The sequence below is a fragment of the Algivirga pacifica genome (genome assembly GCF_039543525.1).
Lineage (GTDB): Bacteria > Bacteroidota > Bacteroidia > Cytophagales > Flammeovirgaceae > Algivirga > Algivirga pacifica.
The window spans coordinates 44,066-64,049 of record NZ_BAABJX010000028.1 but is presented as its reverse complement, the minus strand read 5'-3'; the positions used below and the strand labels follow the sequence as shown (position 1 = coordinate 64,049).

General features: G+C 40.6%; 13 protein-coding genes. 4 read left to right on the top strand and 9 right to left on the bottom strand.

Annotation, left to right across the window (positions count from 1 at the left end; genetic code table 11):
- Positions 1-205 precede the first annotated feature (205 nt).
- The 4 genes from ABD985_RS09420 to ABD985_RS09405 form a co-directional block, all read right to left on the bottom strand.
- Entirely contained in the window at positions 206-3,580 is a 3,375-nt protein-coding gene (locus tag ABD985_RS09420; RefSeq protein ID WP_345371193.1) for a two-component regulator propeller domain-containing protein, read from the bottom strand.
- Positions 3,581-3,692: 112 nt separating this feature from the next.
- Positions 3,693-4,964 carry a metal-dependent hydrolase family protein gene (locus ABD985_RS09415; RefSeq protein WP_345371191.1) on the bottom strand — a complete coding sequence of 424 codons (1,272 nt, stop codon included), beginning with the start codon at positions 4,962-4,964 and terminating at the stop codon, positions 3,693-3,695.
- A 101-nt stretch (positions 4,965-5,065) separates the two neighbouring features.
- Positions 5,066-6,520, bottom strand: a complete 1,455-nt coding sequence (locus ABD985_RS09410; RefSeq protein ID WP_345371189.1) for a cellulose synthase family protein — start codon at positions 6,518-6,520, stop codon at positions 5,066-5,068.
- 83 nt (positions 6,521-6,603) lie between these two features.
- Entirely contained in the window at positions 6,604-7,308 is a 705-nt protein-coding gene (locus ABD985_RS09405; protein ID WP_345371187.1) for a glycosyltransferase family 2 protein, read from the bottom strand.
- 332 nt (positions 7,309-7,640) lie between these two features.
- Here ABD985_RS09405 and ABD985_RS09400 point away from each other — a divergent pair, with 332 nt between their 5' ends.
- A complete protein-coding gene (locus ABD985_RS09400; RefSeq protein ID WP_345371185.1) occupies positions 7,641-8,564 on the top strand; it encodes a methylenetetrahydrofolate reductase in 924 nt (307 codons plus the stop codon).
- Positions 8,565-8,999: a hypothetical protein gene (locus tag ABD985_RS09395; RefSeq protein ID WP_345371183.1), complete on the top strand. Its 435-nt coding sequence runs from the start codon at positions 8,565-8,567 to the stop codon at positions 8,997-8,999.
- A gap of 44 nt (positions 9,000-9,043) precedes the next feature.
- Here the strand turns inward: ABD985_RS09395 and ABD985_RS09390 are convergent, their stop codons facing one another.
- The 4 genes from ABD985_RS09390 to ABD985_RS09375 form a co-directional block, all read right to left on the bottom strand.
- Positions 9,044-9,916, bottom strand: a complete 873-nt coding sequence (locus tag ABD985_RS09390) for an Rpn family recombination-promoting nuclease/putative transposase (RefSeq protein WP_345371181.1) — start codon at positions 9,914-9,916, stop codon at positions 9,044-9,046.
- Positions 9,917-10,055: 139 nt separating this feature from the next.
- Positions 10,056-10,901 (bottom strand): hypothetical protein, encoded by an 846-nt coding sequence (locus ABD985_RS09385; protein WP_345371179.1) that lies wholly within the window; start codon positions 10,899-10,901, stop codon positions 10,056-10,058.
- 45 nt (positions 10,902-10,946) lie between these two features.
- The gene (locus ABD985_RS09380) at positions 10,947-12,326 is read right to left on the bottom strand and encodes a RagB/SusD family nutrient uptake outer membrane protein (protein ID WP_345371177.1); all 1,380 of its coding nucleotides are present in this window, start codon (positions 12,324-12,326) and stop codon (positions 10,947-10,949) included.
- 22 nt (positions 12,327-12,348) lie between these two features.
- The gene (locus ABD985_RS09375) at positions 12,349-15,309 is read right to left on the bottom strand and encodes a SusC/RagA family TonB-linked outer membrane protein (RefSeq protein WP_345371175.1); all 2,961 of its coding nucleotides are present in this window, start codon (positions 15,307-15,309) and stop codon (positions 12,349-12,351) included.
- A gap of 607 nt (positions 15,310-15,916) precedes the next feature.
- Between ABD985_RS09375 and ABD985_RS09370 the strand changes: the two genes are divergently transcribed.
- A complete protein-coding gene (locus ABD985_RS09370) occupies positions 15,917-16,813 on the top strand; it encodes a cyanophycinase (RefSeq protein ID WP_345371174.1) in 897 nt (298 codons plus the stop codon).
- Positions 16,814-17,181: 368 nt separating this feature from the next.
- Complete coding sequence (locus ABD985_RS09365) at positions 17,182-18,573, top strand: YfcC family protein (RefSeq protein WP_345371173.1); 1,392 nt, start codon at positions 17,182-17,184, stop codon at positions 18,571-18,573.
- Positions 18,574-18,766: 193 nt separating this feature from the next.
- On the opposite strand, the gene ABD985_RS09360 is transcribed toward ABD985_RS09365, so the two are convergent.
- The gene (locus ABD985_RS09360; protein WP_345371171.1) at positions 18,767-19,876 is read right to left on the bottom strand and encodes a trehalase family glycosidase; all 1,110 of its coding nucleotides are present in this window, start codon (positions 19,874-19,876) and stop codon (positions 18,767-18,769) included.
- Positions 19,877-19,984 lie beyond the last annotated feature (108 nt).

Here is a 19,984-nt window from a genome sequence, read left to right as displayed (position 1 = left end):
CCTTAGAGAGTATAGACTCGTTGCAACAAAGCCATTATCAATTATCAATTATCAATTATCAATTATCAATTATCAATTATCTCTTTTAAGAAAGTTATTTTAACTCGAAACAACTTGCAATACCCTATGAATATTTTTAACATTTTTCAAACGATAAGCAATAACCATTGCATGGCGCCCGTAAACCTTTTTTAAACGATAAACATTATATCATCCGAATACCCAATAAGGTAATATCGTCCCGCTGTAGTGTATCTCCGACAAAATCCTGAAAAATGCGCTCTACCAACATCTTTTGCTTTTCCATTGTCTCCACCTGTGAACAGGTTTCTAGCAATTGCTCTAATCTGAACGAACGGAATCGCTGATTACTCTCATTATTCTGGTCGACAATACCATCAGTGACCAAGTATAAAATATCTCCTTGACTCAAGGTCCAAGTCTGTGCATTAAATCGGCGATCTCGGGATTTCTTCCAGCGTCCACCTATTCTAAGGCTATCGCCTTTCAGACGTTTCATTTGTTTACTCTCCTTGGAGTAACAGTAAATATGTGATTTAGATCCTGCAAATACCATCTTCCACTGCCCCTCTTCCTGCTTCAAACGACAAAGAGCGATGTCCATACCATCCGTATTATTCCCTTGATCCTGTTTAAGGGAATAATAAATTTCCTCTTTTAAATAATCTAATATCTTTTCAGGGTCCAGTAGCTTTCTTTCCTTAACCGCTTTATTTAACAAGTTTGTTCCGATCATAGACATTAGGCCTCCAGGTACACCATGTCCAGTACAATCTACCACTGCAACGAAGGTGTAATCCTCTTCTTTGGCTACCCAATAGAAGTCTCCTGAAATAATATCTTTTGCCTTGTAGAGCAAAAAATAGTCTTTAAGCGTCTCCTTCATTTGCTCCTCACTTGGCATAAAGGCCTGTTGAATCGTCTCCGCATAAGCTAAACTTTGCATGATTTGCTCATTCTTGAATGCCAGTTCATTAAGAGACTTCTCCAAGCTCTCTGATTGATCCTTAAAAATGTCTCTCTGAACGGATAGCTCCTCCGCTTGTCGTTGTATCTCTACATTTTGAGCTAACACTTTACTGGTCCGCTCCCTTACAGTTTCGGTAAGTATCTTTTTCTGCACCAAAATACGTCTTACCCTATAAGCATATACCCCATACCCCATTGCGCCAAGAAGTAGTAGTAATAATATCCTGAACCACCAAGTCATCCAAAAAGGAGGAGTAATAATAATCGTTGTACTTTTAGGTGCTCCCCAATACCCATCCGGGTTACTGGCCATTACCTGAAATGTATAAGTTCCCGGGCTCAGGTTGGTAAACGTAGCCTGCCTATTCTCTGTGTTCATCCACTGCTCCGTAAAACCTCTTAAACGATGACGGTAATGCACCCTATTCGTATTGGTTAAATTGGCAGACACAAACTCCAAAGAGAATACAGAATGTGTGTAATCTATATTAATCGTATCAACTAATGCGATGTTCTTTTTCAGAATTCCTGTATTGTCACCGGGGGTTACTGACTGATTAAATACCTTAAAATCAGTAATAATAATTCCCGCTACACCTTCACTCAGTTCAATCTCCCTAGGATCGAAATAAACAATCCCACCTAAAGTCCCAAAATACAACACTCCATCTTGCTGTCCACTAGCACCAAAAGTAAATTCATTATGCAGTAGACCATCATTTTCATCATATTTACGACACTTTCCTGTTGCCGGATTATATCGTATAATTCCATTTAATGTACCCAACCAAAATACTCCTTGCTGGTCTTGTTCAATGGAACGAATAGAGCTATTGATAATCATCTCATGCTCCACAGGGTGAAACACCCCATCGTATGGTGCATACTTTATAAGTCCTCCCTTTACTGTTCCTATCCAAATATTCCCCTCTTGGTCTTTATAAAAGTCTGTAATTCCATTATCCGTTAGGACAGGGTTCTCCCCATCTGCACGAAATACCTTTCGTATTTGCTTATTACTTGGGTCAATTACTACAACTCCCTCATCACTACTTCCTAACCATATATCCCCCTCAGGTCCTTCAATCATACAGCGAATCCCATTTTCCATCATAAGATACTCTTCCGTATAACTCTCCAATTCTGCTGTCGCTGCATTGAACACAGTTACTCCACCAACCACAGAGGACATCCAAATATTTCCTTCTTTATCCTCGACAATATCATTAATCGACTTATTGACTAATGCTTTTTCGTTGCCTTTATCTTCCTTAAACTCAAATAACTTTCGTTTGCCTTTATAAACCGTCACTCCTTCCCGATCTGTTCCAACCCATAGCCTTCCGTTGCTATCAAGCATCAGTGCTCCTACCTCATTATTGTCAATACCAAGTGGCTTAGAGGTTTCGGTAATGTACTGGAATTTTCCAGTCTGATTATCTCGGATGTTTAATCCACCGCCATAGGTCCCGATATAAATTTTGTCTTGGGCAAGTAATAATTCATTGACCCTAGGAACTTTCAATCCATTTTCACCTTTTTCTATACGGTAAAAATAATTTTTACGCGTATCATAATAGTTCACTCCCTCTCCATAAGTACCACACCATAAGGTGTTTTCTCGATCGAAGTGAATATTCAGCACCGTATTGGCTGCCAGTTGCTCTGTGTAGGCATAAGAAATAAAGTGATCTTTTTCTGGCACATAATGAGCAACCCCACCACCATAGGTAGCAAACCAAACCTTCCCTTCCTTATCCTCTTGAATGGACATCACCTGATCGTGTGGAAACGTATAAGGCTTCTTCTCATCAGGAGAATACACTTTAAACCCTTTGCCTTCTCCTAGATACTTACAAAGTCCTCCCCTGTTGGTACCCACCCATATTGTCCCATTTCGATCACAATACACTGTATTGATAATCTTTACGGGGAGGTGTCCCAATGAAAAATAGGTGAAGTTATTTTCTTTTGGATGATAAACGCTTACTCCTTGATCAAAGGTTGCAATCCATATATTCCCTTCTTTGTCCTCTGCGAAACCCCTTACATCTTTACCCAAGGTTCCACTGCCTTCTCCATTAATCGGAATACGTCGAAAAACCTGTTTCTTTCGATCAAAAATATGGGCACCACCATTAGAGGTACCTACCCAGAAGTTTCCTTTACTATCCTCAAAAAGTGCTGCAATACTATTGTCTCTTAAAGCTTGTGGATCTTTCGGGTCCTCTCTAAAATGTACAAATCCATCGATATTTCGATCATAAAGGTCCAACCCTCCACCATAGGTTCCTACCCAAAAGTTTCCTTGTTTATCCTCAAATAAACACCCAATATCGTTATAACTGATCCCTGAAGAATCTTGGGGACTATATTGATAGGTCTTGACAGTATATCCATCATAACGACTCAAGCCTGCTTCTGTTCCAAACCACATAAAGCCATACTGATCCTGTTCGATTGCATATACCACCGTAGAAGCTAACCCTTGCTCTGTAGTAATTTTTTCAAATCGAGGAATCTTGCTCTGAGGCCAGGCTATACTTGTCCAGAGAAAAAATAGATAAAAAAGACAGCTTGCTAATCTCATAAGTAGCAATATTTGAGTAAAATAGTACCCCGAGTACTCTTGTAGCAGAGGTCATCGGGAGGGTAAAAAAGATTGAATGATAAATATAGTAGAATATGGAGATATAATTAAATTATTTTAATACTTCTCCTTCTTTCATTACAAAAAAAACATTTTCCATTACAGACATATCTTCTAGGGGATTCCCTTCCACTGCGATGATATCTGCCAACTTCCCTTCTTCAATACTTCCCAGTTCGTTCTCTACACGAAGTAATTTAGCGGCCTCCATGGTCGCAGATTTTATTGCCTCCATCGGTGGCATCCCCGCCTCTACCATATAGCCAAATTCCTTCCAGTTCTGTCCATGAGGAAAAACGCCTGCATCGGTACCAAAAGCGATCTTTACCCCTCTCTTGTATGCTCTACCGAAAGTCCCTTGAATTTGAGGGCCAATAGCCTTTGCCTTTGGGACTACTACCTCTGGGTAATACCCATGGACATGTGCTTTTTCTGTTACTTCTTTTCCTGCTGTAATAGTGGGAACCAAGTAAGTTCCTCTCTCTATCATAAGGTCCATAATCTCCTCTGTCATTTCTGTACCATGCTCAATAGAGGAAATCCCTGCCAAGACTGCTCGTTTCATTCCTTCCGCTCCATGAGCATGTGCTGCAGTGACAAAACCATAATCCTTAGCGGTCGCGACAATTGCTTCTAGCTCATCCATCATAAATTGTGCTCCTTTACTATCTTTGGCTACACTTAATACGCCTCCTGTTGCCGTAATTTTAATAGTGTTTGCACCATTCTTATAACGTTGTCTCACAGCCTTACGCGCTTCTGCTATTCCGTTGATCACCCCTTTATCAGGTCCCGGATCTCCCATAAATGCTTGCTTCATACCGTTGGAAGGATCAGCATGTCCCCCAGTGGTTGCTATAGACTTTCCTGCTGTATAAATTCTTGGCCCTACCACTAATCCTTTATCTATTGCTTTCATCAGGGAGATATTCACTCCCGTACCTCCTAAATCACGGACTGTGGTAAACCCTGCCATCACCGTTCTTTTCGCATATTCTGCAGAACGAAAAGCAATATCAGCCTCATTTAAGGTAAAACGATCCATATAAGAGTTTTTATCAAACTCTTTTTCCAAATGCACATGTGTATCCATTAAGCCGGGCATTACCGTATAGGCTTTTAGATCAATCACTGTATCGGCATCATTCCCAACAACAAATCCTTTTTGAACTTTTTTGATTGTCTTTCCTTCCAAAATAATGGTCATGTTTTTTGAAGGCTTATCGCTTTCTCCATCAATCAAAAGACCACAATGTAAGTAGGTTTGCTGTGCAACCGCCCCAAAAGAGGTGGTTATCAATAAAAGTGTAAAAAGTAGTTTCATGGTTATTGTTATTATGTAATCGCTAAATGTTGAGGCAAGATATAAGCTTCTTCATTCTTCATTCTTCATTCTTCATTCTTCATTCTTCATTAAGAATTGAATCAGCTTTTCATCGATTGCCAAAAAATGCTTCCAAACCCTAAGGAAAGCATCGCATGAAAAATTAGTAACCCATAGTCCTGATAGGATATCCCCAAGCCAATACCAAAGAGAAAATAGCAACACAATACTCCCTCTATAAGAGTTTGTAGACTGATACTATGTTTCAAGTAAATATTCCCCGCAAAGGCATCTGTTTTTTTCTCCACACCAAATTTGGGTGTTCGGATAAATGGGGATTTAAACCCTAGCCATCCTTCCAAGACTGCTAAGCTATTATGTAAAGACAGTCCCATAGAAACCATCAGGAATAATGGGAAGTTTTTCCAAAAATAACTCTTACTCAGCTCCGTATCAAACGTTTGCATACGCTGACTAGCTTTCCAATAAAACAGAGCGATGGATAAAAAGCCTATTAAATAAATATTGCCTATATAGAAGAGTTGTGCTGCCTGTTCATTGTACTCTTTGACCCATAAAAGAGGTACACTTAATACTGATGCCAAAAAGATTAAAAGGAATAAGGAGCTATTCATCAAATGAAAGAGCGCATGTATTTTCGTAGTCCAAGGCACTGATAAACCCATCACATTGGCTAAATGCTTACGGGAACATTCAGCAGCCCCTTTATTCCAACGAAATTGCTGAGACTTAATAGCCTCCATGGTTACCGGTAGTTCTGCTGGTGCTTCCACTTCCTCTCGAAAGACAAATCGCCACCCTTTCATTTGGGCGCGATAGCTTAGGTCCAGATCTTCTGTTAGGGTATCTGCTTGCCAACCACCCGCATCCTCTATACAAGCTTTTCTCCATACTCCAGCAGTCCCATTAAAGTTGATAAAGCTACCTGCAGCATTTCGGCCACCTTGCTCTACTGTAAAGTGAGCGTCCAACCCAAAAGCTTGCATACGGGTAAAGAAGGAATAATCTCTATTGATATGTCCCCAACGGGCCTGTACAACTCCCACACCTTCCTCAAAAGCTGGTAACATCCTTTTCAAAAAGTCTCTCTCCGGCATAAAGTCCGCATCAAAAATAGCGATAAACTCCCCTTTGGCGTATTGCAATCCGTAATCTAAAGCTCCGGCCTTAAATCCCACTCTTTCCTCTCTACGTACCTGCTGTATATCTACTCCTTCCTGCTGAAAATATGCCACCCATTGCGCTACTTGTGTTACCGTATCATCGGTAGAATCATCCAATACCTGTATCTGTAATTTATCTTTGGGATAATCCAATGCGGCTACTTGTTTTATCAACCGTTCAGCGACATAGCGTTCGTTATATAGTGGAAGTTGAATTGTAACCATAGGCCAATCCTTTACTTCCTTATTTTTAAAAGAATCTTCGTCGACCTTTTTCTTTCGGTAATGCCATAACAGGTGCAATTGTCCAAGGCTATACAAAAAAATAAAGAATAGTACCGTAAGGTATACTCCTAAGATAATCCAATCCATGTTTGTTGTTAGTGATTAGTGTTTTGTGATTAGTGAATAGTAGTGATATCCACAATCCCCCAGTACTTATTTCAGCGCTTATGTTATCGCAAACTGTATTTAAAAATAGTCCAAAGAATTTTGTATCCCGCCATAATCGTCCCTTTCACTGTACCTGAAACCTTAGAATAGCCAATACGTTGTCGGTAGGTAACAGGAACTTCTGTACTTTTCATTCCTAGTTTGGCTGCCTTTACCTGCATTTCTACCGTCCATCCATACGTTTTATCAATCATATTCATCGCTAGTAATTTCTCATAACGGATTGCTCGAAATGGTCCCAAGTCAGAGAAGCGAACCCCATAGAACCACCGCAATAAAGTAGTTGCTAGCCAATTCCCAAAGATTTGAGGGATTGTCATAGAGCCAGCTTCCCGCTGCCCCAAAGCACGGGAACCTATCACCATATCCACTCCATTCTCTATAATAGGCGCAATCACTTTGGGTAGTTCTTCCGGATAATCCGAATAATCTCCATCCATAAATACAATAATATCTGGATGAGTATCTTGTGCTTTTACGTACTCAATCCCTTTCAAACAGGCATACCCATATCCAGCACGATCTTCCTGCAGTACTGTAGCTCCTGCTTTTTTTGCTTCAGCAGCCGTATGGTCTGTCGATCGGTTGTTCACCACAATCACCTCCTTTACCATAGAAGGGATATCCTTTACTACCTTTCCAATTGATTTTTCCTCATTCATCGCAGGGATAATCACCTTGATGATGGGAGATTCTTTAGCGTTCATTCGTTTATGTTTTTCTCTTCGTTGATGGTGTTCATGGTGTTTAGGTGAGCTTCGCTCGTTCATAGTGTTTAGGTGTTTGCAAGAGTCTACAGTCAACAACTAAACATCATGAACGAGCGAAGCTCACCTAAACAATATGAACAAAACCCAAACGGGATATTTTTCCTTAGAGGTCATGTACCACAGTAAAAACTTCCTTGAGAGCAAAATAATATAGTTATTTCACATAATCCTTGTTTTTCGTCCTTGAATAATCCTACCAAAGAAGTAATTTCACATATTGACAACAAGCAAACGCCTACAAATTCATCCTAAAAATCTTAGCACAGGACATGACTAAACTAAAAGAAAAAATTATCCAAAAAACGGGGAATATCTTACTTTATGGACTGACTCCCCCAAAAAAGACCAATACTCCTGAACGCATACAAGAGATTGCCCAAAGACAGCTTCAGCAGGTAGAAGATTTACCCTTGGACGGTATTATTCTTTATGACATCCAAGACGAAGCAGACCGCACAGATGAGAAACGCCCTTTTCCCTTTATGGAGTCTGTAGATCCTAGAGTATATGCCGATGAGTACCTAAAAGACAGCACCTTACCTAAGGTGGTTTACCGTTGTGTTGGTAAGTATACTCCAGATGATTTTCATACTATTCTATCAGACCGAAAAGGACTTGATACATTCAATGTATTTGTAGGAGCTGCCTCTCAAAACCAGATTGTCAACATCAAGCTTCCGGAAGCTTATACCATGAGAAAAAAGGTGAACCCTGAGGTAATTCTAGGTGGTGTAGCCATTCCTGAGCGCCATTTGAGCAAACATAATGAGCACTTGCGTATTGTAGAAAAAATGGAGCAGGGTTGTTCTTATTTTGTTTCCCAGGCAGTGTATAATGTAGGAGCTTCCAAGGATTTCTTATCCGACTATTATTATCACTGCAAGAAGAATAATATTTCATTAGCCCCTATCATCTTTACCTTTGCACCTTGCGGCTCAGAGAAGACCCTGAACTTTATGAAATGGTTGGGAGTGAATATTCCAAAGTGGCTAGAAAATGACCTGTTGCACTCGGAAAACATCTTGGAGGAATCTGTAGCCTTCTGTATCCGCAATGCAAAATTACTTCATAATTATGCTCGTGAAAAAGGTATTCCAATTGGGTTTAATGTGGAGAGTGTTTCTATTCGAAAAGCGGAGATTGAAGCTTCTCTGGAACTGGTCAAAGAATTTGATAAAATATTAAACTCATAAATGGAAAAAATTCAAGCCACCCTAAAAACAACAACTGGGTATTGCTTACTTACCACTGAGCGTATCTATTGCAGTAAAGGAGCATCCTTACAAGATGCTCCCGACACTCAGTCGTATCGCCTTACACGCAAGCGTATTGCCCTTATAGTCCTTGCACTTACATTTATGTGTGTAGGCTTCAATAGTATTGTATGGGTAAGTATTCCCTCTTTTCTACTGTTTTTAGGTTGTCTTTTACTATTAGGGTATTACTATACTTTTCAAGCAGCATACACTATTCCTCTATCAGCTATATATAAAATTGAGAAAGGTATTGGTCAGCACCGTGTGGTGATTTATTTCCAGTCACCTAAGCGCCCTACTAAATGTGAGGTATTTCTCAGTAGCCAGTCTGATGAAGAACAACTCTGTAGCTTAAACCCATTCTCTGTTTAAAGATCAACTTTTTTGTCCTGTCTCGGGAACCCTTCAAATGACAATCATCCATCATGTTTCTTTTTTTTAAGTTCTTCTACCTTTTCTAATGACAGATGAAACAACTCTGCAATCTGTTGCTCATTCATTCCTGCCTGAAGGCATTGGTGAACAACTTTAATCATCCTCCTTTCTTCTCCAATCTCAATTCCTTCTTCTCTTGCAGTATCCAAACTGTTCTTCAGGTCTCTATATTGTTTTAAACTATCTTCATACATGATATATTCTTCTTTTAACATCTTTGCAATCTCCAATACCTCAAAGACTTCTTCAAATACCCTTTCTCTTAATGAAACAGGTATTCTATCCAATCGGTTTAGGTTTTTGAGCAAATACATCCACTTGTCGAAATGCGTTTGTAACTCCTCTAATGCTTTAGTAAACTTAGGCATTTCCAAGAAAATATAAGAGAGCTTACGGTAAAAGACTTTGCCAGTTTTTACATTACAAAGGGCTATTTCATGATAATAATCCTCTTTGGGTAAATCTGTATCATTCAATTCAAAATCAAGGATAGCAATAGAGTACACTGCTTTCAATTGATAATCCCAATTTCCTTTTTTGGCTTGTGCTTGAATAGGAAACGTAGAGTAATACACCATACGGCCCTTAAAATAAGTCTGCTTTGCCTTCTGTAATTCTACAATAAAACGTTCTCCCTCTTCATTTTCGCAAAAAATGTCAAAAATAGCTTTTCGATCCTCCTCTCCTGCACCCTCTTGTTCATTCTTCAAATAAGTAATGTCCTTGATGTTAGACTCCTTACCTATCAGTAATTCATTAAGAAAATCGATCAGGAGGTTTTTATGTCGCTCTGAAGCAAATAGCTTTTTAAAGCCATAATCTGTGAATGGGTTAATATACTTTCCTATATCCATAAGGTTTTAAGTTGATTGGACCTCAAAGGAAAAGGCTGAAAAGCTTATATATTGGAACCCTTGTCAATAACATTTAATACCTATCAAAAAAAGGGATCCATTTCTGGACCCCTTCTTTAAAACCATTTCAATTACTCACTTATTTCAGACGTACTGTGATAGTTCCTGCATAGCCATCAGCCGCTAGGTCTACCTCTGCTTCATCAGTACCTCCTGTATAGTCTAAATAGTACACATCTAATGTTATTGTACCTTCTGTAAGATTATACGTTCCTGTACCTTCAATCCAATAATCATCTCCATCAGAAAGATAGATTTGCTTTGGAACACTAACGCTACCTGATGTTTCATCAATTTGAATATCAAATGCGCCACTTACCCAGTTCAAGGCATCACCAACAATACGCAATCCATCACAAGCAGCATCTGAAGGTTTCCCTACTGTACCGTCATTATCACCATCATAAGCACCATCTCTATACTCCAGTACTACGTCCTTTCCAAAGAACGCCGCTCCTACATCTCCACAAGGGTTAAACTCATCATCCAACACCATCAATCCCATTGTTTTGAATGACTCCGATCCACCCAATCCAATGATCGCATTTCCATTCGTAACCTCCGTTAGGTTTAAAGCAAACTCCTGGTCACCATCTTGGTCACTATTGTCCAACACTTTTAGGTTGATCGTAGCCAAGTATTCTCCCGCAGGAATAGTTACACTTCCTCCCGATAAATCCTGTACACGATTTTGCCAGCCTTCCCCTTCAATTGAATAGGCTACTGTAATATCCTCCTGTACTGCCTCGCCGGCAGTCAAACGTACCTCAATCGATACGTTTTGCTCTTCAGGACTTTCAGATAACTCAATACTACCTCCTTCTACCAGAGATACAGAAATTGGTCCAGTATAGATAGCATCCTGATGCTCCTCACAAGCAGCCAGTCCCACCATTAGGAACAAAGACGCTATGATATATTTCAAGTTTTTCATTGTATAGCTCACTTTAGTTTGTTTGAAAGATTTTGATTATTCCCAAACAGCCGATTGCTGTAAGTTAGGATTGACCACGATTTCTCTACGAGGAATCGGATAGATCCAACGTCTATCTCCTGCAGGCAAGGTTACCACCTCTACTTTTGGTTGGTCTGCCATTGCTGAACGATCCAAGTCCAATCCCAAACGCTTAAGGTCATAGAATCGCTGTCCTTCGAAAGCCAACTCTCTTCTACGCTCCTCTAACAAAGTAGCCTCAGTCAAAGCAGTCCATTCTGCCACTCCTCTGCTTGTTCTCAACGCATTCACTAGCTCCAGTGCACGTCCGGAGTTATTCGTGCGTAGGTAAGCTTCTGCCAGGTTAAGGTATATCTCTCCCATACGAATCACTTCGATAGAGCGAGACTCATTGCCATCATCCTTGAATTTCACGACAATCTCTCCCAAATCCGCATCCTGGCTGATATACGCCTCCTTACGGATATCACCATCCTCATATAGATTAAATAACTCTGGAGAAGGACGTTTCTTGATACTAGCAAACTCATTATTAAAATAACCAGAGAAGAACACAGTTCCTTCTTGAGCAAATACCTTTAGCAAAACATCTGCGTCCGTATTCGCTATCCATGTTTGTAAAAAGTCTGTTGGTGTTGCCAAAGCAGCTGACTTGATCACAGGATCAGCATAAGTCACTACGGCTGCATAGTCTCCAGCATAAAGTGCTACTCTGGATGCCAATGCACGAACACTGTTCACGTTAAAACGATATACATTATCAGCAGGAGCACCTTGCAGTAAAGTAATTGCCTTATCCAGATCAGCAAATACTTGATCGTAGACCTGTTTTACCGAAGCTCTCTCCGGGTAAGTCACTTCTGAAGTCAAAATAACCGGTACCCCTGAATGTGCCTCATCAAAATCTCTGTCCAATGATGTTCCAAAGTTTTTCAGAAGATCAAAGTGTGCCATGGCTCTCAATGCTAAGGCCTCTCCTTCGATTTGAGCCTCCAAAGCTGTATCTTCTCCTCTGAATTGCTCCAGCTGCTCCAACGTAAAATTGGCCCTATTGATCGTAATGTATCCATCTTGCCAAGTAGCAGTTAATCCTGCAGAAGTCACGGTGAATTGGAAATTTGCAAACTCTGTCAATGATCCTCCTCCCGTACTTGGTGTATTGAACAGGTTGTCACTCATCAACTCAGGAATTTCCATATTACGGAATAAGTAATCTCCCGCAGCCTCCGCTAAAGAGTTATATCCTCCGATCAATACAGTTTCCACATCATTGATTGAAGTAATGCTCAGTTCTGTTTGCACCTCTATAGGTTCTTCATCCAAAAAGCCTTCGCAACTTCCTAAGAATGGCGCTGCAGCCAACAGGGCAATAATTGTTTTATATCTTAGTCTCATGTTTATTCTCTTTTACTGGTTCTTAGAATGTCAAATCCAATCCAACGGTGAAAGTTTTGCTCAACGGATAAGCGTTACTCACTCCTCCAGAAGTAGACGCGTTGTTGGTCGACTGATAAGGTGCCGACATCTCCGGATCAATACCCGAGAATGACGTCCACGTCATCATGTTTTGTGCCATTGTATAAATTCTAGCCTTGCTAAGTCCTGCAGACTTAATCCAAGTCAACGGCAGCTCATACGCTAATGTCACGTTCTTCAAACGCAAGAAAGAGGCATCTTCCCAGTGGTCTGTAGTAGCAAAGAACGGTTGGAATGAACCTGCTTCAGGGTAAGCAGTGATATCTCCCGGTTCTTTCCAAGAATCCAATAGTTTCACGGAGTGGTTCTGATCGGCGTAATATACACGCTCAATCTCTACACGGTCCCAGTTCAGCTTCGTAGCACCTTGCTCCCAGTTAAACTGCGCAGACAATGAAAGACCTTTCCATGCAGCAGTAGCTCCAAAACCACCAAACCAAGGGGCTTCTGTAGTTCCTAGAATAATTTTATCTGCTTGCGTAAAGTCATCGACGATACTTCCATCTTCGTTACGGAAAAGGAAACGGCCTGTTGCTGGGTCAACACCAATTTTGTTGATGCTTTTAGCCAAGAACAACTGCTCTCCTTCAATATTTACCAATTCATCAATTTCCAGCTTTCCGTACCCTCTATTTTCTATACCTTCTTCATTTAGCTCTAGTGCTTTAGACTTATTGTAAGCAACATTGGCAAACAAATTCAGTCTAAACCCTGCCACAGTATTCCACTCACTATTCAAAGACAATTCGACCCCTTGGTTCTGTAGCTTGGCAGCATTTTGCGTTTGCCCTGAGAAACCTGAAGTATATGGAAGTGGCTTATAGATAAATGAATCCTCAGAAATATTATTATAGTAGTTAGCACTACCAGTCAGCTTACCATCAAAGAATCCAAAGTCCAAACCAGTATTCAACTGATAAGACGTTTCCCATTGCAAGTCAGGGTTTGCAGGCTTGTTGCTATATACCCCTGGCATTCCTGCGTAACTGATATTCGCCAACGTAGCCAATGAACCGTAGCGAGATACAGCCCCTTGGTTACCTACAGTACCATAAGAAGCTCTCAATTTTAGGTTATCGATTGCCGATGCATTGCTCAAGAACGCTTCATCCGAAATCACCCATCCAGCTCCTACCGTATAGAAGTTACCCCAACGCTTATTGGCACCAAACTTAGACGTTCCATCACGACGATAAGTAGCTCTCAAGATATATTTACCCAAGTAATCATAGTCCATACTCGTGAAGTAAGACAATTGTGTCTGTCTTCTATCATAGCTACCTCTCACTACAGGTACTTGTACATCTGGTGATGATAATGTTGGTGTTACGGCATCCGCAAAACCATAAGCGGTGAACCCTTGGTTATATCCATTTTCCAGAATATACTCTTGGTATACGCCCACATTTAGTCCGTGATCTCCAAACGCCTTATTGTATTGCAATGCGTTAGTTCCTACTACTCGATAATCCATATAGGTTGTCGTAGACAAGCTACCTTTGCCATCAGGCGTTAGATTTTTACCATACAATGAATTAGGAGAAACAATATCCTTTGTCAGTTCCTGATCATAGTTCGTCGATGTTCTTGACCATATTTTTAGACCATCTGCCAACTCATACTCCAAGCGTAAGCTTGCGATAATTCCTAACAACTGATTTGACAACTCTCCTTTATCGATACGCTCAAATGGGTTACTACCATTGTAATCCAATGGCAAGTACTCTCCGTTCTCATCTTGCATGCTGTAGTAAGGAAGCATGGTCAATACGTTATACGCATCGTTTTTATAAACATTGTCAATCTTTGCTGTTGAAAGGGACGTTTTCAGATCCATAGAGAAGCGATCGTATTTTTGAGAAAGGTTCGCTCTCAAGGTTCCTCTTTCCATTCCTGTCTTTCTTACAATACCATCTTCTTTATAGTAGTTTCCAGACACGTAAAACTTGCTGTTCTCGTTACCACCAGAAATACTTACCTGATGAGACTGTGTTACTCCTTGACGGAAAAACTCTCCAAACCAGTCTGAAGTAATATCTGTATTTGGCTCCTGCCCCATATAACCGTACCATTGTGGTTGGCTTGTAGGACCATCCTGAATCAAGTCTTCAAACTCCGCTCTCTGCTTAGAGTTCATCATATCAAAGCCTTTGAAGGTAGACTCTGAGATACCCATATAAGAGTTCACATTGATCACCGGCTTACCACTTTCTCCTGCTTTTGTCGTAATCACGACAACACCATTGGCACCTCTAGAACCATAAATGGCTACGGCAGAAGCATCTTTCAGTACTTGTATTGACGCAAAATCATTCGGGTTAAGCGTTGCAAAAGCACGTCCATCTACTGGCACACCGTCAACGATAAATAATGCTTGGTTAGCTCCTGCCAATGAACCTGTACCCCTGATTTTCACAGAAGCAGAGCTTCCTGGTGCCTTATTATTCAAACTAACCTGAACACCCGCTGCTTGCCCTTGTAATGCTTGATCAAATGTTGCCATCGGACGTTGCTGAAGATTAGCTGCATCGACTACTGCTACGGTAGAAGTCATCTTCTTCATATCCTGTGTAGAGTATCCATCCACTACAATTTCTTGTAGTTGTACGGCATCTTCTGACAAAGCAATAGAGAATTTCGTTTGTCCATTCAATGGAACCACTATAGTCTTATACCCCACAAATCTTGCCTCAATAGTTTTAGCATTCGCTGGAACTGTCAAGTTAAACTGTCCATCAATATTGGTCACTGTTCCTTGAGTTGTTCCTGTCACCAAAACTGTTACCCCAGGAAGTGGATTGCTCCCGTCGGTCACTGTCCCAGAGATCATTCGCTCCTGAGCGAACGTTGTTACCACTATGCATAACATAATAGCAACGAATGAGAGTAGCCTTTTCATCATAGAAAAATTAGAGTTGAAATAATTATAAATAATTGTGTAGGTCTTGTACAAACAATCTTTAGGCAATAGGGTAACACTTACAAAAACAGCCTTTTTCAAACTATTTTCGGATTTTTTTAAGACTCCACATATGACACCTCATCAAAATTTGCACCTTCACTAACGACAATACAAATCTGACACTACAGTGTTCAGTAGCGTAAATCCATGTTCCAGAAATTCCCTGTTAGAAGTTTGTATTATTTCTAAAGAATAGAGTAAATTGAATTATTCAAAGCAAAAGTTACACTGATTCTACCCGCCAAGATATCAGATCAGTGGTTTTAATCTTGAGTATTTCGTCTCCCTATCCCCCTATTGCCAGTGGCTAGCAATCGAAGATAGGCTGCAGTCCCATCAGTTGGAGTGATTTGCAGTCAGTACTTTGTAGTATCACAGCTATTTTCATCTTTAAACATTGATATTGTTTATTCGAATTACCCCAATATTAACGATCGTTTACAAAAAATGCAATAGGTGAACGAATTTTTTAATAAACGTCACATTAACACCTTGAATATTTAGCTTTTTACAAGCATATCAGAATATTCAATAAGTATATTGAAATATGAACAAATTTATCTCTTATATATTCCTATTTTCCATTTTGATGGGATGTCAAAATAAAGCTGAAAAAACCACATTACTACAAGCAGGTAAACAGCCTGAGGTACAAGGCAAATTATTTATTATTGGAGGAGGCAAGCGGCCTGTTTCACTTATACAATCACTCATCAAGGAAGCAAATATCTCCCAAGAAGACAGCATTGCTATTCTGCCGCTATCCAGTAGTGAGCCTGACACCGCATTCTTTTATGCCAAAAAGCAGTTTGTTGAACTAGGGATCACCAATGTTCATAACTTTTATGCTGGAGATACCTTACCAACAGCGGAAGTGCTTCAAACCCTCAAAAGTTATCCATTGATCTATTTATCAGGGGGAGACCAAAACCGTTTTATGGAACGTATCCAAGGGAGTAATCTGAAGAATATTTTACAGGAAGCCTACCAAAAAGGAAGTACTATTGCCGGAACTAGTGCGGGAGCTGCTTTGATGAGTGAGCAAATGATTACCGGTAATGAAAAAAATTATTCGGAGTATCGCTCTACCCCTGCTGCTATTGAAAAAGATAATATAGAACTAGCAGAAGGTCTGGGATTCTTGCCACAAGCCATCATTGATCAGCACTTTGTCGCCAGAAGCCGATACAACCGAATCATCAGTACTGCCATTGAGTACCCTCAGTTACATTCTATCGGTATTGATGAGTCCACTGCCATTTGTATTTCCAAGGGGAATCAAGCCAAAGTATACGGAAAAGCACAAGTAGTCTGTATCAGTAATCCCTCCAACGCAAAAGCAACGACAGGGAACAAACTTGGAGCAAGGGGGCTGAAATTAGATATTTATCTTCCAGGAGACACCTTTGAGTTGTTGAGGCAGCTTGTGCCGTTGGTTGAGTAGCACTGCGTGCTGTTGAGTGAAGCTTCGCTTCGTTGAGTTTCACCTTCGGTGAGTTGAGTTTTGTTGGATTGTTGATTGATTTTGACTGAAAATACAGCTATTGGATCGATTACTAAGTATTTTTATAGTTCAGTGTGTATTTGCTCTAAGAGCGTTTCGCCTTGCTCGTACGGGGTCACCCCAGACCTCACAGGCTACACTGAACTCTTAGAGCAGATACCTTTTTCTGTAAAGAAACTTAGCAATCAGTTCACTAGACAAACTCAACTCTCCAAAGGTGAAACTCAACAGCACGAAGTGCTCCTCAACCAGCCGCGCAAGTGGCCTCAACAAAACGTTGGTTATTCTTCATTACAAATGATTTATATATGAAATTTAAGTTACCTGAAACACTGGTGATTGTCAGCAGCATCCTGCTACTATTTATTGGATTGACATGGGTTGTTCCCGCCGGTGAATTTGATCGAACTATGGTGAATGGAAGGAGTCTACTGGTTCCAGGATCCTATCAGGAGGTGGCCCCTTCTCCCCAATCACTGCTTTCTTTTTTTACGGCTCCATTAAGAGGATTTGCTTCCGCTTCTGAGGTGATTGCCTTTATTTTTATTGTAGGCGGAGCCTTTGGAATGCTGAATGCCACAGGAGCAATTAACGCAGGTTTGCAGAAACTCGTACAGTTTAGCAGCCAACATCCGGTATATAAATGGATTATCATCCCTTTCATTATGCTTATTTTCTCCTTTGCAGGTGCAACATTTGGCATGAGTGAGGAGGTTTTAGTTTTTATTCTAATCACCATTCCGTTAGCCCATGCCATGCAATTGGATACGGTAGTAGGAGTAGCGATTCCTTTTGTAGGAGCTGGAGCTGGATTTGCCGGAGCCTTTTACAATCCATTTACGATAGGCATCGCCCAAGGAATTGCTGAGATTCCTACCTTTAGTGGTTTACAGTATCGCCTGGTCGTATGGACGGTGATGACCTTTCTTGCGATTAGCTTTGTGATGCTTTATGCCTTGCGCATCTCCAAATCTCCTTCCAAAAGCGTACTGTATGGTCAAGATGCTCTACTTCAGGAAGAAAATAGTAAGCTGAAAGCTGAGAATATCCCTTTGACGACATCACGTATCCTTATTTTATTTGGGTTTGGAGGCGCATTGCTACTTCTGGCTTGGGGCGTGAAAGTACATGGATGGTATATGGTAGAAATTGGCGCTTTGTTTCTTGGGTTGGGAATAATCTCTGCCCTTATCGGTCAGATGGGTAGCGGAGCGATGGTCAAAGCCTTCACCGAAGGTGCCAAGGAGATGATGACCGCCTGCCTGGTGGTCGCTTTCTGTAAGGGTATATTATTGATTGCCGAGGATGGAAAAATCATTGACAGTCTTTTGTATTATATTTCTGAGCCTGTCAAAAAAATGCCGAAAGGCTTATCCGTAGAGGTAATGTTTATGGTACAAAGTGCCCTAAACTTCTTCTTGCCCTCTGGCTCTGGACAAGCAGCATTAACGATGCCTATTATGGCCCCTTTGAGTGACTTGCTTGGTGTAAGCCGACAAACGGCTGTACTAGCCTTTCAATTGGGAGATGGTCTAACCAATATGATTATTCCTACGAGTGGCGTGACGATGGGAGTCTTAGCGATAGGTAAGATCCCTTATGATAAATGGTTGCGATTTATGCTTCCTCTGTTCGTTTTACTCACTGTGGCTGGAATGTTATTATTGCTAGGGCCTGTGCTATTCTTCGAGTGGCAATAACTGTTGAGGCGGCTTATTAAGAACCATTATACTGCCAAACAGCGTTGTTGAATCGTTGAATCGTTGAATTGAGCTTTGCTCGTTGATTCGAGTTGATTTGTTGACTGAGACATGTACTAGACTCATTCAACAAATCAACTCGAATCAACTCACCGAAGGTGAAATTCAACGATTCAACGATTCAACAACACTGTCACTGCTTCTTTTGGAAAGTAGACAACACTTGCTGTGCAATAGGAGACAGCATTTCACTTTCCTGATATTTGACAACACTTTGAGACCAATTATGCTCAATTTGCTTGGAAAGAAAATAGAAGCGATAATTATTCAAACCTATTACACTAAAATATTGAATAGGAGGCCACTCAAAAGGCAATGGCTCTCCCTCTTGTTTCAGGTTGGTCTTGATTCCTGTAGAGCCTATAAAGTGATTGCGGAGATGTTTAGCAATCTGTGTAGCCCTCGTTTCATTGGCGATTTGTGCCACTAAAGGGAAAATAGTTGCTGCAGTAAATCGATTTACCGGATACTGTTTATCAATATGAAAATCACTATAAATTTTAGCCACCTTGTTCCAGCAATAGACATTGATCGCTCTTCTTCTTTTCTTGGCAAGCCCTTGCAAATACTTCGCTTTTTCATAGGATTTTTGGTGCCAATACAAAGTCGCCAACGTTTTCTCCATCACATATAACAGGCAATTTAAATCTACGGGAACCAACCTACTTATTTCTAAACGTTCCGTCTCATCCTGTTCATCGGTCCAACGCCCTTGACTATGCCACCCAGAAAGTTGCATCGCTCGCTCATTTTGGATAGAATCCAACTCCCCTTCTATATAGTGTTTCCCTTCTTGTTCTACATTTTCCCAATAACGATTTAAAATACTACCATCGGGCATTCTCACCAAGCGTTTAAAACTAACTTTATCCTTAGGAAACTGTCCCATCCCTTCCATCCAGTAACGATACTCTTTTTCTAATAGAGGTAACCAATTCATCAGCTTTTCATGATGCTCCAGTGAAAACAATGGAAGTGTCAGTCCTAAATGAGGGAGCTGTTGAAGTAATACCTTTCTGGAAACACTGTCTTCCTGTAATTGCATCAATGCAAAAGTAGCTTCCCAATAGTTACCGGTAAACAACGGTTGTGATAGCGTCGGAGAAACTCCAATACACCTACTTTCCTTCACTACCTCCATGGATTGGGGAATACTGTCTAGCTGCTCCTCTTGTAAGTTTTGGGCATATACTCCCAACAAACAAGTAGTAGTCATCAAGAGCGTTAATAGATAGTTTTTCATGGCTTGAGATTATTTTTAGCATGGTTGAGCTGGAAAAGTAATAAACATTACATGCAGATGAAGCGGAGGATTTTCATAAAACATATGTAGGGAAGCTGTTTAGGATAT

Coding starts and splice junctions, on each gene's coding strand:
- ABD985_RS09420 (WP_345371193.1), bottom strand. CDS start 3,580: ATGAGATTAGCAAGCTGTCTTTTTTATCTATTTTTTCTCTGGACAAGT.
- ABD985_RS09415 (WP_345371191.1), bottom strand. CDS start 4,964: ATGAAACTACTTTTTACACTTTTATTGATAACCACCTCTTTTGGGGCG.
- ABD985_RS09410 (WP_345371189.1), bottom strand. CDS start 6,520: ATGGATTGGATTATCTTAGGAGTATACCTTACGGTACTATTCTTTATT.
- ABD985_RS09405 (WP_345371187.1), bottom strand. CDS start 7,308: ATGAACGCTAAAGAATCTCCCATCATCAAGGTGATTATCCCTGCGATG.
- ABD985_RS09400 (WP_345371185.1), top strand. CDS start 7,641: ATGACTAAACTAAAAGAAAAAATTATCCAAAAAACGGGGAATATCTTA.
- ABD985_RS09395 (WP_345371183.1), top strand. CDS start 8,565: ATGGAAAAAATTCAAGCCACCCTAAAAACAACAACTGGGTATTGCTTA.
- ABD985_RS09390 (WP_345371181.1), bottom strand. CDS start 9,916: ATGGATATAGGAAAGTATATTAACCCATTCACAGATTATGGCTTTAAA.
- ABD985_RS09380 (WP_345371177.1), bottom strand. CDS start 12,326: ATGAGACTAAGATATAAAACAATTATTGCCCTGTTGGCTGCAGCGCCA.
- ABD985_RS09375 (WP_345371175.1), bottom strand. CDS start 15,309: ATGATGAAAAGGCTACTCTCATTCGTTGCTATTATGTTATGCATAGTG.
- ABD985_RS09370 (WP_345371174.1), top strand. CDS start 15,917: ATGAACAAATTTATCTCTTATATATTCCTATTTTCCATTTTGATGGGA.
- ABD985_RS09365 (WP_345371173.1), top strand. CDS start 17,182: ATGAAATTTAAGTTACCTGAAACACTGGTGATTGTCAGCAGCATCCTG.
- ABD985_RS09360 (WP_345371171.1), bottom strand. CDS start 19,876: ATGAAAAACTATCTATTAACGCTCTTGATGACTACTACTTGTTTGTTG.